The 11,877-nt window shown below is 62.8% G+C and carries 10 protein-coding genes and 2 pseudogenes; 9 read left to right on the forward strand and 3 right to left on the reverse strand.

All coding sequences use genetic code 11. From position 1 onward, the window contains the following. Window positions 1-121: 121 nt before the first annotated feature. The gene (locus HGQ17_RS14540; protein WP_168888677.1) at window positions 122-865 is read right to left on the reverse strand and encodes a hypothetical protein; all 744 of its coding nucleotides are present in this window, start codon (window positions 863-865) and stop codon (window positions 122-124) included. A 58-nt stretch (window positions 866-923) separates the two neighbouring features. Between HGQ17_RS14540 and HGQ17_RS14545 the strand changes: the two genes are divergently transcribed. Further along, complete coding sequence (locus tag HGQ17_RS14545) at window positions 924-1,469, forward strand: peptidylprolyl isomerase (protein WP_168888678.1); 546 nt, start codon at window positions 924-926, stop codon at window positions 1,467-1,469. Window positions 1,470-1,557: 88 nt separating this feature from the next. Beyond that, window positions 1,558-2,331, forward strand: coding sequence for a rhomboid family intramembrane serine protease (locus tag HGQ17_RS14550; protein WP_229503607.1), 774 nt, complete (start codon window positions 1,558-1,560; stop codon window positions 2,329-2,331). 125 nt (window positions 2,332-2,456) lie between these two features. Here the strand turns inward: HGQ17_RS14550 and HGQ17_RS14555 are convergent, their stop codons facing one another. After that, a complete protein-coding gene (locus HGQ17_RS14555; RefSeq protein WP_168888680.1) occupies window positions 2,457-3,308 on the reverse strand; it encodes a hypothetical protein in 852 nt (283 codons plus the stop codon). Window positions 3,309-4,022: 714 nt separating this feature from the next. Here HGQ17_RS14555 and mbhE point away from each other — a divergent pair. The 7 genes and pseudogenes from mbhE to HGQ17_RS15455 all read left to right on the forward strand — a co-directional run. Next, window positions 4,023-6,854, forward strand: a complete 2,832-nt coding sequence (gene mbhE / locus HGQ17_RS14560) for a hydrogen gas-evolving membrane-bound hydrogenase subunit E (RefSeq protein ID WP_211090707.1) — start codon at window positions 4,023-4,025, stop codon at window positions 6,852-6,854. Further along, window positions 6,851-7,291: a sodium:proton antiporter gene (locus HGQ17_RS14565; protein ID WP_168888681.1), complete on the forward strand. Its 441-nt coding sequence runs from the start codon at window positions 6,851-6,853 to the stop codon at window positions 7,289-7,291. Before mbhE ends, HGQ17_RS14565 begins: the two co-directional genes overlap by 4 nt. Continuing rightward, the gene (locus HGQ17_RS14570; protein ID WP_211090708.1) at window positions 7,288-8,859 is read left to right on the forward strand and encodes a monovalent cation/H+ antiporter subunit D family protein; all 1,572 of its coding nucleotides are present in this window, start codon (window positions 7,288-7,290) and stop codon (window positions 8,857-8,859) included. The genes HGQ17_RS14565 and HGQ17_RS14570 overlap by 4 nt, the downstream gene beginning before the upstream one ends. Next, window positions 8,856-9,251: a Na+/H+ antiporter subunit E gene (locus HGQ17_RS14575; RefSeq protein WP_168888682.1), complete on the forward strand. Its 396-nt coding sequence runs from the start codon at window positions 8,856-8,858 to the stop codon at window positions 9,249-9,251. The genes HGQ17_RS14570 and HGQ17_RS14575 overlap by 4 nt, the downstream gene beginning before the upstream one ends. Then, complete coding sequence (locus HGQ17_RS14580; RefSeq protein ID WP_168888683.1) at window positions 9,248-9,598, forward strand: monovalent cation/H+ antiporter complex subunit F; 351 nt, start codon at window positions 9,248-9,250, stop codon at window positions 9,596-9,598. Before HGQ17_RS14575 ends, HGQ17_RS14580 begins: the two co-directional genes overlap by 4 nt. Continuing rightward, entirely contained in the window at window positions 9,595-9,954 is a 360-nt protein-coding gene (locus HGQ17_RS14585) for a cation:proton antiporter (protein ID WP_138171224.1), read from the forward strand. The genes HGQ17_RS14580 and HGQ17_RS14585 overlap by 4 nt, the downstream gene beginning before the upstream one ends. 51 nt (window positions 9,955-10,005) lie before the next feature. Beyond that, window positions 10,006-10,506, forward strand: a pseudogene (locus HGQ17_RS15455) (undecaprenyl-diphosphate phosphatase); the annotation flags it as partial. Here the strand turns inward: HGQ17_RS15455 and HGQ17_RS14590 are convergent. After that, window positions 10,420-11,481: pseudogene (locus HGQ17_RS14590) on the reverse strand (TerC family protein); the annotation flags it as partial. The pseudogenes HGQ17_RS15455 and HGQ17_RS14590 overlap by 87 nt on opposite strands. Window positions 11,482-11,877: the final 396 nt, after the last annotated feature.

Below are 11,877 nucleotides of genomic sequence, written 5' to 3' on the forward strand. Positions count from 1 at the left end.
CAGATCAGGCTGGGCAGGCAGGCCGTGACACGCCCGGGCTATACACACATTTCTGCCTATAACCGACACAAAAAGGGGATCCCATTCTCGGGATCCCCTTTTTGTGGTGAGGTTGTCAGGCTCAGGCAGCCGGCTTGGGCTGCGGAACCTCCGCCTCAGTGGGCTTAGTGTTGGCGTTGGTCTCCGCCGGGGCCGGCTTGGTGACCGGTTCCGGCTTCTTCCAGGGGTCCTCCACAGGCTGGGAGGCCCGCCATGCGGCAACACCGGCAGTCACACCGGCTGCCACCAGACCGAAGACCAGCAGACCCTTCTTACGGGACTTGGCTTTCTGCTGCTTCTTCAGCTCCTTGGCCGCCTTCTTGGCGTACTTCTCGGAGTTCTTCCGCAGCTTCTTGATGATCTTCTTATCCCCGGTGGCCTTGATCAGGGCCTTCTCCACACGCGGATTCACATCTGCGTTGTGGATCAGCTTCGCGGTCTTATCCGCGTAGTTGCCCAGCTTGTAGGAGGCTGCGGGGACGTAGTTCTTGGTGATCTCCGCCTTGGCGTCGTCGTACTTGGAGACGATCTTCTCGACCTCCTTCTTAGCCTTCGGCGGGAGCTTGTCGTACTGAGCGGCAATGCCGCCACCGGCTGCGCCTGCAGCCTGCTTAATCTTGGATCCGGCCACAGCAGCACCGTCATTGACCGCGTGCAGCGCTTTGGCCGAGGCGTCCTGAACCTTCGGAGCGCTCTTACGGTAGGTCTTCTCAGCCCAGTCAGCGGTTGCGCCGAGCTTAGGCGCCACCCAGTCCTGGGCAGTCTCGAAGCCGGCGAGCACCTTGTGCTCCCAAGTGTGGCTCGGTTTCTTCTTCTTACCGAACATGCCTCTGCCTTCCGATCAGGATCGTTGCTCTGTCTAGCCTACATGGAACAATGGACGCATGAACGCTATTGCAACGCATCAGGCAACCATCAAGACATCTGCCGGCGACATCGTCGTCGAACTCTTCGGTAACCACGCCCCGGTCACTGTGGATAACTTCGTGGGGCTGGCCACCGGTGAGAAGGCCTGGAAGCACCCGGAATCCGGTGAGGATAAGACCGGTACCGCTCTGTATGACGGCACTATCTTCCACCGGATCATCAAGGACTTCATGATCCAGGGCGGCGACCCCCTGGGCCTGGGCGTTGGCGGTCCCGGCTACCAGTTCGACGACGAAATCCACCCCGAACTGGACTTCACCAAGCCCTATAAATTGGCCATGGCCAATGCAGGCATCCAGATGGGCCGGGGTACCAATGGTTCACAGTTCTTCATCACCTCAGTGCCTACCACCTGGCTGCAGGGTAAGCACACTATCTTCGGTGAGGTCCGCGATGAGGCTTCCCAGAAGGTGGTTGATGAGCTGAACTCTGTGGCCACCGATGGTCGCGACCGTCCCAAGGAAGACGTGGTCATCCAGACCATCGAGATCACTAAGCTCTAGGGCTTCCTTGAATCCCTGTTTTCAGCATTCGGACAGAGCGGCCTATGTGCAGTGTCAACGCTGCGATAGGCCGCTCTGCTCTGAATGCATGGTGGAGGCCCCCGTGGGCTTCCACTGCCCCGTCTGTGTTGACCAGGCACGGCGAAGCCGGCCCACTCCCCGCACCACCTTCGGTGCCAAGGCCGGTATTGAACGTCCCCTGGTGACGATTTCAGTGATCGTCGTCTGCGCGGTGATCTATCTCTTTCAGATTCTGCCGATCTACAGTTCGCAGCTAGCGACCTCCCTGCCGGATATCACTCGGCAGTTTGCCTATGCGCCGATTTATACCTCGGAGATCGGGCTGAACTTTGAGCCCTGGCGCATGCTCACCTCAGCGCTGCTGCATTCCCCACAGCAGGCGGCGCATCTCTTCTTCAATATGATCGCCCTGTGGTTCGTCGGCCGGGCGATGGAGCCGGAGATCGGCAGGCTGCGCTTCGGTGCGCTGTTGCTGCTCTCGGCTTTCGGCGGCTCAGTGGCCGTGATGTATTGGTCCGATCCCCTGACCCCCACTGTTGGGGCATCGGGGGCGGTCTTCGGACTCTTCGGCGCCCTTTTTGTTCTGCTGCGCTCCTCGGGCTCTGAGACCGGCGGTGTTGTGGCCCTACTGGCGATCAATATGGTGTTCAGTTTCCTCGTGCCGCAGATCTCCTGGCAGGGACATCTCGGCGGTTTGGTCACTGGTGCCGTGGTGGCCACCGTCTACGCCTACGCCCCAAAACGGCAACGTGGACTATGGCAGAGCCTGGGGCTGATTCTCATTGCTGCTCTGCTGCTGTTGGCCACCTGGTGGGGTATTCCTCAGGTGACTGTCTTCTGATATCCCCATGATCCACAGATACCTGTGGAAAACTCTCTGACCTTGGGAATTACATGCGTGTAGTTTTTCCACATTGGGGATAACTACTGTGGATAACTCCGGCGCACCTCCCGAAGCTCCGGAATTCAGTCCAATTCCTGAAGTTTCTCCAGCTGGGTGTGCACAACCCCGGCCATTTCCTCCTCATCGACGTTGTAGCCGATCATCCGCAGACTGTTATGCCCGAAATCGTGATGGATGAACTGCAGGGTCATCTTTTCCCCAGAGGCTTCGGTCTCCACCGCAAGCCCATCCACACCACCGGGCTGGAAAGCTTCAATAGTCCGTGAACCGTCGATTCCCTCCTCGGGGTTCGGCTCAATGGCGGCATCTGAGCCGGTACAGGCCTCGTAGAAGTCTTCCCAGATCTCGGAGTTCCCCTGGACTTCCACGTCATAGTCGCGGGACTTCAGATAGATGGTGACAGAGGCGTCATCACTGGTATCACTCGTTTCCTGCAGCACCTGAGCCGTAATGTTCCGCTCTCTCCACTCGCCGAAGATCCGCTCAATAGCTCCGGTGGAACCGCCGGCCCCATCGCCCTCATCACCGAACCACAGCTGCTGGCAGGCCGCATACTGTTCCTCCTCGGAGTCCGGCATCGGCGCGGCACCGAAGCCCACAGGCATCAATCGCGTGTTCCAGGGGTCGCCGTAGCTGAGTTCTTCCTCCTCATCCTCGACCTCACCCGAATACTCACTCCGAGTCTCCCCGTTCTCCCCAAAGATCTCCGTCTCATTCAGTACCGCCTCAGCTAACTGGTCCTGGGTCAGCTCTTCAGTGGGCAGCTCCCACTGGTCGATATCCTCGTGAAGCTGCTGGTCATCCTCGCCACCTGCAGCGGTGCATCCGGTCAGGGCCACAAGGCCGCAGGAGATCGCTGCCCCTGCCACCAACCAGCCCCGGGAATCCTGCGGGGTCTCTGTCATCCGTTCCATAACCCGAGAATAAGCAAACTTCACAAAGATTGCAATAGCAAACTCTAATCAAGCCGGGTCTGCAGTGGACCCATATCCACCGAAAAGAGGACCCCTCCCGAACCGAGAGAAGTCCTCTGACTTGATTTTGGTGGACCTCATGGAGCACTGCGAGAACAGGCGACGGCGAATCTCGGAGCTTGTTTCCGCGTGGAGTCAAGCCAATCTCATAGAGAACGAGCTACTCGACGAGCGGGATGACCTCCGTGTCGAGGCTGTGGCAGAACCAATGAGACGGTCTCGAACACCACTCACCGAGACGGACGTGGACGCTATGCGAACAGCGAAGGCCAGCGGCGTGAGTGTCACCGTATTGGCCAAGCGGTTCGGAGTCCATCGGGGAACGGTATGGGCCAAGACTCGATAGTGCTGATGAAGTTGCAACAGCAGCACTATCGGGTGAAGTAACCAGGTTTCAACCACATCCGACCCTCCAGAACCCACGACGATCACGGGAGCGCGTTGGGCATTCTTCGCTGAGGCGCTGCTGGCCCTTGGAGGAAGCCCCTACCGGCCATCTCTCAACCACGTCGGGGGTCTTTGGACGGGAGGGAATAGAAGAACTGTCCCGTCCGTTGTAGCTTAGTACTCCCTGGATGATTCTTTGATGCGTTGCTGCGTATGTGCAGCGCTACCAGGACGACACCCCGCCGAACCTGACGGAAGGACGTACTGTTGACGCTGCTGTTTGCCCTGATCACGATGATTGCAGCAGTGCTTCTTGCGCGGCCTTTGTCCTATCGGTGGGGCCGCAACGCCGGATACCCCATAGCCGCTCTGTTCCTCCTCGCCCTCGGGATGGTGCTCCGTGATGCGCCCGAGGTGCTGGCAGGCGGGACGGCCACCGGTGAATGGATGTGGATCGAGAGCTTCGACATCGCTCTGCGGCTGCATCTGGACGGGCTGAGCCTGGTCTTCACGGTCCTGGCCCTGGGTGTGGGTGCGTTGATTATGTCCTACTGCGCCCGCTACCTCAGTGAGGAATACGACCACGGCAGGCTCTACATGCTGCTGAGCCTGTTCGCCACCGCCATGCTGGGGATGGTCCTCTCTGCAGACATCATCACGCTGTTCGTCTTCTTCGAGATCACCACGCTGTGCTCGTTCTTCCTGATCGGCGCCCAGGGCTTGCATCAGGCTCGGCCGGCCACCCGAGCTTTCGTGATCACCGCTTCCGGAGGGCTGGCGCTGCTGACCGCGGTGCTGCTGCTGTGGCATGTCACTGGCACCACCAATCTCACTGAGATCCTCGACGACGCCGGTACCGTCACTTCCTCCCCTTACGCCCCGTGGATCGGTGGGTTGATCATCTACGCGGCGATGACCAAGTCGGCCCAGTTCCCCTTCCACTTCTGGCTTCCGGATGCGATGGTCGCCTTGACCCCGGTGAGTGCCTACCTCCATGCCGCTACTTTGGTGAAGGCCGGGATCTATGTGCTGATGCGTTTCTCTGAGCCCTTCACTGACTTCTGGTGGTGGACCACCGTGCTGGTTGTCGTCGGACTGATCACCACGGTCATCGGGGCGGTCTTCGCTCTGCAGCAGCATGACCTCAAAGCTTTGCTGGCCTATTCCACGGTTAGTCAGCTGGGATGGATCGTCGCGCTGATCGGCGTCGGGACCCATGATGCCCTCGCCGTGGCGGGACTGCACACCTTCTCCCACGCGCTGTTCAAGGCCACCCTGTTCATGCTGGTCGGCGTCATCGACAAGGAGGCCGGCAGCCGCGACATCCGTGAGCTCTCTGGGCTTTACCGGGTGATGCCCTTCACTGCGGTGCTGACCGCGCTGGCTGCGATGTCCATGGCAGGGCTGCCGCCCTTCCTGGGCTTCGTCTCCAAGGAGAAGGGCTACTACGCATTCCTGGAGCTGCCTGGGCACTGGGGCTGGATCGTCGGCGCGATAGCTGTAGCCTCGGCAGCAGTGACCTTCGCCTATAGCTTCCGCCTGCTGTGGGGCGCCTTCGCCGGGCCCACCCAGCAGCGTGGCCTCTACGACGCGGCCCCCTCCTTCCTAGCCCCGGCGGCTGTCCCTGCGGTGGCGGGGCTGCTCCTGGGCCTCGTCGTGGCCTACCTGAACCCATTGTTCGACCGCATGGTCCAGGCCACTGTGCTCACGGAGGAGTCCCACCCCGGACTGAGCCTGCTGCCGGACTCGATCGCCTCCCCCGCACTATGGATGTCGGCAGCCACCGTGGTGTTCGGTCTCGGACTCTTCCTGGCACGGGAGCCGGTGGACCGCGCCCTGCAGCGCCTAGTCCTGCCCGTGACCGGGGTGAAGGTCTACGACGCCGCCTACGCCGGGCTGCTGCGCCTCTGCGACCTGGTGGCCCGTCCGGCCCGCTCGGGCGCGCTGGCCCCTCATCTGCTCTGGCCGTTGGGGGCAGTGGCCGCACTGGCTCTGGCGATACCGTTGACTGGCGGGATCGAGGTCACCGATCCGCCAGCATCGCGCCCTGAAGACTGGTTCGTCGTGGGGCTGACCGTCCTGGCCGTCGTGGGGCTGTGCGTGACCAGGTCCAGAATCGGGGCAGTGGCGATGATGGGGGTCATCGGGTTCTTGGTTGCCGGATGGTTCATCCTGCTGGGCGGAATCGACCTTGCCCTGACCCAGATGACAGTGGAAATCCTCACCGTGGCGGTGGCCGTGCTGATCCTGCGCCGGCTACCGAAGACCTTCTCTCCGGTGAGCATGCTGCGCCGTAGTGGGGCCCTGGCAGTGGCTGTGGTTCTGGGGCTGATAGCAGGGGCAGCCACCTGGGTGCTGACCGGTCAGCGCCAGGCAACCGAGGCCGCCCAGTGGTACATCGATGAGACCGAAAGAGCCGCAGGCGGCACCAACCTGGTCAACTCGATCCTGGTGGACTTCCGCGGCCTGGACACCTTCGGGGAGATGACCGTGCTGGCCGTGGCCGCTATCGGCCTGCTGGCGCTGCTGCGCGGGGAAGCACCAGCTGATGAGAAGGCCCGCACCATGGACCTTCCCGGGGACAAGACGGTGCTGAACACCGCTCGGAAGATCTTGGTGCCGCTGATCGCCGCAGTTGCCCTGTGGCTGCTCTGGCGCGGTCACTACGAGCCCGGCGGAGGCTTCGTCTCCGCTCTGGTGGCTGCTCTGGCGGTGGTGATCGCCCGGCTGCCCCGCTCGGCAGAGCACCCTTCCCGGCTGCGGCCCATCGCACTATTGGCCGCCGGGCTCATCGTGGCCATTGCAGCCGGAACCCTCGGACTGATCCAGGGCTCCTTCCTGAGTCCGATCACCGGCAGCCTCGAGATCGGGGCCTTCTACCAGGGGCTGACCACCTCACTGATCTTCGACCTCGGCGTCTTCTTCGCCGTGCTCGGACTGGTGGTCGCCGCCCTGGACCGCTTCACCCGTGGTGCCGTTCCGCATAGCGACCGGCTGGACCTCGCCGCGGCACCCCCGCCTGATGCAGCAGAACCCCACACTGACCAGACACAGCCCGCTGACAATCAGCCCACCGTTGCGGAAGGAGGACCCCGATGAGCGCCGCCGTTTTGGTCACCGCGCTTGTGGCGGGAGGGGTGTACCTGATCCTGCAGCGCGGACTGGTCCGAGCCGCACTGGGTTTCGTGCTGATCGGACACGCCGCTAACATCATCATCCTCGCCGCCGGGGGCCAGCGGGACCGCGAACCCGCCTACGTCGGGGAGGACATGCCCACCGATGGGCTCTCCGACCCGCTGCTGCAGGCCTTTACCCTCACCGCCATCGTGATCACCTTCGCACTGACCGTCTACCTCTTCGCCCTGGCCGGTCACGGCGGAGACGAGGACGGCAAAAACTCAGACGCCGAACCATCAGATGCCGATGAGGACCACGGCACCGTCGTGGATGCCCCATCCACTTCAGGAGAACCGGTAGGCACTACCAGCACCGGGGATCAGCCGACCGGCCGCACCGACAGAAAGGAGCACGCATGAACCCCGAAGTGCTCTCCGCCACCCTGCCGGCCCTCCTCTGGCTGCCCATCCTCATCGCCGCCGTGACCCTGCTGGCTAAGAAATCGAAGGACCTGCAACGGTTCCTCGCTCTCACCACCCATGCCCTGATCCTGGGCGGTGCACTGATCAGCATCGCTGCGGTCAGCGACGGCACGGTGATCGCCGAACAGGTCTCCGGATGGGTTCCGGGGATTTCCATCCCCTTCGTCCTGGACACCTTTGCCGGGCTGATGCTGGCAGTAGCCGCCCTGATGGTGCTGGTCTGCAGCGTCTTCGCCATCTTCACCGGAGACGACGCTGATCCCTATTTTCACCCACTGGTGCTGGTGCTCTCTGCAGGGGTCTATGGAGCCTTCCTCACCGGGGATCTGTTCAACCTGTTCGTGATGATCGAAGTCGCCCTGATCCCCTCCTATGTGCTGCTGACCCGCAGCGGGAAGGCAGCGGCGATGACCGCCGGGAGGATTTACTTCGGCGTCAACCTGCTGGTCTCAGCGGTGCTGCTGGCCGGGATCGGGCTGGTCTATGGCACCGCCGGGACCGTGAATCTGGCAGAACTGGCCGGGGCAGCCACCGAATCGACCCCGGTGGCACTGGCTACCGGGGTGGTGCTGCTGGCCCTGGGCGCGAAAGCCGCTTTAGTCCCGGTGCACACCTGGCTGCCACGGTCCTACCCCTTCGCCTCGGTGGCAGTCACTGCCCTGCTCTCCGGGCTGCTGACCAAGATCGGGGTCTACGGGGTTTTCCGGATCTATGGGTTGGTCTATGAGGGCACCGGGCTGGAGACCGTCTGGTTGGTAGTGCTGCTGGCTACCATGATCATTGGAGTCTTCGGTGCCCTGGGCGAGTCCGGGATGCGTTCGATCCTCAGCTTCCATATGACCAGCCAGGTCGGCTATATCATGCTGCCTCTGGCTTTCTTCGGGCCCCTGGGGATGGCAGCTGGGATCTTCTACATGATCCACCACATCATTGTGAAGGCCGCCCTCTTCCTCGCCTGCGGAGCTGTGGAGCACCACGCCGGCACCGGCAAGCTCGCTCAGCTGGGCGGCTATGCCCGCCGGGAGCCGTGGCTGGGGTTGGTGTTCATCTTAGCGGCCCTGTCCTTGGTCGGTATCCCGCCGCTGTCGGGCTTTGTGGCGAAGATGTCGCTGATCCACGCCTCCATGGAGGCCGGGCTCTACCTTGCCGCCGCCTGCGCCGTAGTGGTCAGCCTCTTCACCCTGCTGTCGATGCTCAAAATCTGGAACGGAGCTTTCTGGGGGTCTGATCCCGAACCGCCGAAACAACGAGTGCTGACCTCCTCATCGGCGACCGCTCCGGATGCCACCGACCCCGCTGCGGGCAGGCTGCGCCGCAAGTTCATTCGGGCTGCGCCCACCAGTCTGGATCGCGTCCCTCGCCGGCTGATCCTGCCAGGTGCGGTACTGGTGCTGTGCACCGTGGGGATCGGATTGGGCGCACAGGCGCTCATGGACCTTGCTATCACCGCAGCTGAAGGACTTACCGATACCACCACCTACACCGAGGCGGTGATGCACCCATGACCAAACCCCTGATCAAGACCTTCAGACGGCTCATCCGGCTTCCCGGCTTCCTGATGTGGTTCATCTGGGAGATGCTTCGGGCCAACTGGCAGGTCGCCGCAGACATCCTCACCCCCGGAAGCTCACTGACACCGGCGATCGTGGCCTACCAGACCCGGGGGCTCACACCGAAGGAGGTTACCGCGCTGAGTAACCTGATCACCCTCACCCCCGGCACCCTGACCATCGATATCGACGAACCCCCCGGCCAAGGTCAAATCCTTTACGTGCTGGACCTCTACGCACCCCCCACACCGGAAGCCTTCCACGCCGAACTTCACGAACTTGAAAACAAGCTACTGGGCATCACCCGCGTCAGCACAGTCGGCGAGCAGAAGGAGGCACGCCAATGACACCTCAACAACTGCTCACCTTCGAGATCCTCGGCGTACCCATCGGCTGGGCCGCTTTGGCACTGTTAGTCCTTACCGTCCTGCCGGCCATCTACCGGGCAGCACGCGGCCCTGCGGAGGCTGACCTCGCCATCGGCGCTGACCACGTCTTCTTTGTCCTCGTCGCATCCCTGGCCATGCTCGGCCTGCTCTGGGAGCGCCATCTGCTGATGGACCTCGTGGTGGTCGTGACCCTGATCGGGTTCATCTCCGCACTGATCCTGGGGCGCTACCTTGGCCGCAGCCGATCCGCAGCAAAAACCACAGAGACCGCAGCAACCACGGCCTCGGCAGGTGATGCCGAATGAGCGCCCTCGACCTCCTGGAGACGGCACAGGCCATCACAGGGGCAGCCCTGCTGGCTGGTGGTATCGCGCTGTTCGTGGTCGCTGGCGTAGGGCTGGCCCGCTTCCCCGACCCTTATACGCGCCTGACCGCTGTCACCAAATCTGGAACCCTCGGCCTGGTGCTGGTACTGCTGGGCGTGATGGTCAGCGATCCCAGCCTGGCTACTGGCATCAAACTCGGACTGGCCATCCTGCTGCAGCTGCTCACCGCCCCTATCGGTGGGCTCTCCCTCAGCCGTGGAACGTTCCGCTCCGGAGCCGCTCTGCCGCGACCCTTGCAGTACGACGAAATGAGCGAGCAACGCAGCAAACTATAGATGCCGCGTCAGAGGGTCAGTACGTCATGGGCTACCGGTAAAATCACCTACATCATGTCCACGTTCCGCAGCCTGTGGCTCGTGGCGACCATGCTCATCGCCTTCGGCATCCTGCTGGGCTTCGCCGACCACATCGGCGCCCAGCGCAAACCCCTCGAGCGGCTGAGCATCCGGGACGGCATCATCTTCGGCTTCGCCCAGGCCATGGCCCTGATCCCCGGGGTCTCCCGGTCCGGGGGCACCATCACCGCCGGCCTGCTCATGGGCTACACCCGCAAGGCCGCCGCCCGGTACTCATTCCTGCTGGCGATCCCCGCCGTGTTTGGGTCCGGGCTCTACAAGCTGGCCGGGGCGTTCGGGGAGCAGTCCGGCCCGTACACCATGGGGCAGACCATCCTGGCGACGGCGGTCGGCTTCGTGGTCGCCTACGTGATCATCGGCTGGTTCCTCGCCTACGTGGCCCGCAACAGCTACAACCTGTTCGTCGGCTACCGGATCCTGCTGGGCATCTTCGTATACATCATGCTCAGCTTCGGCATCATCAACGCCTGACCCGGCACGACGCCGGGTGGCCAGCAGAGATGCCGCCACGGTCACCGCCAGCACACCCAGGATGACCAGCAGCGAAGTCGTCGTACTCACCTCCGGGACGTGCACCGGCTGCCCACCATTAATGAACGGCAGCTGGTTCTCGTAGAGCGCGTGGAGCACCAGCTTCACCCCGATGAACCCGAGCATGACCGTCAGCCCGTAGGACAGGAACACGAGCCGGCGCACCAGCCCGTCGATGAGGAAATACAGCTGCCGCAGTCCCATCAGGGAGAACGCGGTGGCGGCGAACACGATGAACAGCTCCTGGGTGAGCCCGTAGATCGCCGGGATCGAGTCCAGGGCGAACAGGATGTCCGTCCCGCCGATCGCGAGCATCACCAACAGCATCGGGGTCGCCAGCCGGCGGCCGTCCACCCGGGTGGTGAGCCGGTCGCCGTCGTACTGCTCGGAGGTGGGAAGCCAGCGGCGCAGCAGCCGCACCATGCCGCCCTCCCCAGGCTCCTGGTGGGCGCCGCCGGACAGCTCCCCGCACAGCAGGTTCGCCGCAGTCACCAGCAGGACGGCGCCGAAGATGTAGAACACCCCGCTGAACATCTCAATGAGACCGGCCCCCAGCAGAATGAACCCCGTCCGAGAGATCAGGGCCAGCACAATCCCGAACAGCAGCACCTTCTGCTGATACCGGCGAGGCACCCCAAAGCTGCTGATGATGACCAGGAACACGAACAGGTTGTCCACCGAAAGGGCCTTCTCCGTCAGATACCCGGCGTAGTACTCCAAGGCCGGGTCAGGGCCGGCCATGAACAGCATGAGCAGCCCGAACAGCAGGCCGAGCCCCACATACACGCCCGACCACACGGCGGCCTCACGCAGGGTGGGCTCATGGGCCTTGCGCACATGGGCGAAGAAGTCGAAGAGCAGAAGCCCGACGACGCCGATGATGGTGAGGATCCAAGCGATGAGGGGGACGTCCACGGCGGAAGCCTTTCGGGGAGCACGACGGAATGGGGCATCGTCGCGAGTCTCTCCGCCCGCAGGCCCTCAGGCCGGCGAACCGCTGCCTCCGGCGGAGACCCAGGGCCTCTGCGTGCTGACGTCCGCAGCGCAGGGATACTCCCTCGCTCCCCACATCGTACTCCTACTACCAACAGTCCCCAAGACGTCGACGAGGGTTAGAACCAGTCCTCCCTCTGGATGGTTATCTCCATCATCACCTGAGGTGCTCTCTTTAGCTTCATCACTGAGTGAGCAACCTCTTAGTACGCTTAATCCAATCCCGAAAAGATCAAAACCTAGCAGCGATTACTGGCTATTCACCGTTGAGCGTGGAGCCCTTGTTGGTGGGGGATCCTGCGGCGTCGGCGTGTCTGC

Source organism: Nesterenkonia sedimenti, assembly GCF_012641515.1.
GTDB classification, from domain to species: Bacteria; Actinomycetota; Actinomycetes; order Actinomycetales; family Micrococcaceae; genus Nesterenkonia; species Nesterenkonia sedimenti.